Raw genomic sequence first — 1,314 nt, forward strand, 5'->3', positions numbered from 1 at the left:
CGGGGTAGCGTTCCCACGGGGCTGGGCCGGGCGGGAGCTGGCGTGCGGTCAGCAGTGGGGTGGTCGCGTCAGTGGTGGGCAAGGTCGGTCATCTCTATAGGGGTCGTGGCGGTGGGGTCGAGGTCGTGGAGCAGTTGGGCGGCGGTGGCGGCGCGGTCGGGCTGCCCGGCTCGGGACCAGCACAGGGCGGCCTGGTGGGCGGCCTCGGCGCCGCGCATCGTCGCCGAGTTGGCTGCCTGTTCGTAGATCTCGGCGGCCTGCTGAGGTCGGTCCAGCTGTTCCATGAGCCGGGCGGCGTGGAAGAGGGGTTCGGGTGAGGTGGGGGCCAGCGCGATCAGGTCCCGTAGCTGGATGTCCAGTTCCGCTTCGCTGTGCAGGGCGGTGCCGGCCTTGACGGTGGCCTCCAGGACGAGCATCCGGTTCTCCCGCGAGCAGTGCGTCTCCAGTGCCGATCCTGCGGCCAGGCGGGCCTGTTCGCACCAGGTGGACGCCTCCCGCAGGGATGCCCCGGCCGCGTCGCGGTCGCGGCGGCGCACGTGGTCCAGGGCGAGCGCCCGGTGCAGCCTGCTGGTGACCAGCGCCGCCACCCAGGCGGGCTCGGCGGCGAGTTCGTCCATCAGCCGGGTGGCGAGGAGGGTCCAGTCGGGGTGGCTCTCCAGGCGGTGGTTGTCCCGGTGGGCGATGGAGATCAGCTGGGTGCAGGACAGTACCCGCAGCGCGGGGGCGGTGCCTTCCTGCGCGAGCCAGGAGAAGATGCCCGCGGGCAGCGTGGAGCGGCGGTTGTGCTGCCGCACGGAGCGCGCCGCCTCGTACAGCAGGTGCTGGCGCGTCCGGCTGCCGCGGTCGGCCGTGAGGGTGCCGACCAGTTGAGTGACCTGCTGGTGGAGCCCGAGTTGGGCCAGCAGCGCGATCAGGATGATCTGCCGGTCGGGGGTCTGCTGCTGCCAGCGGCCGGTCTCGTCTGCCAGCACCCGCCAGCCGGGCTCTCCGGTCTGCTCGGCGATCAGGGCCGGTGTTGGGCTGCGGAAGTCGTCGCGTCGGGCTTGGCGCGCGAGGTGTTCGCGGGTCCGGGATCGTGCGATCAGCGCGCAGTACGGGAGGGGCAGCGGGTCGCCGGGGAAGGCTCCGAGGAGTTGCAGCAGCAGCGGGGCGTGGCCGGAGAGCACCGGGTTGTGCGCTGCGGCGGTGAGCTGGAACCAGGAGCTCCAGATCCGCTGGAGCCGCGCCGTGTCGAGCCGCCGGGGCGGGCCGAAGTCCACCTGGGTCCAGGGAATTTCCCGGTCACGGGGGTAGGGGGCCGGCACGGGCATGACG

The 1,314-nt window shown here is 72.9% G+C and carries 1 protein-coding gene; it reads right to left on the reverse strand.

Annotated features, from left to right (window positions below):
- Window positions 1-68 precede the first annotated feature (68 nt).
- Window positions 69-1,314 (reverse strand): hypothetical protein (locus ADY01_RS35760; protein WP_234320557.1); only part of this gene is annotated, 1,246 nt, incomplete at its 5' end.

Origin of the sequence: Streptomyces sp. SBT349 (assembly GCF_001083795.1) — a bacterium.
GTDB lineage: Bacteria > Actinomycetota > Actinomycetes > Streptomycetales > Streptomycetaceae > Streptomyces.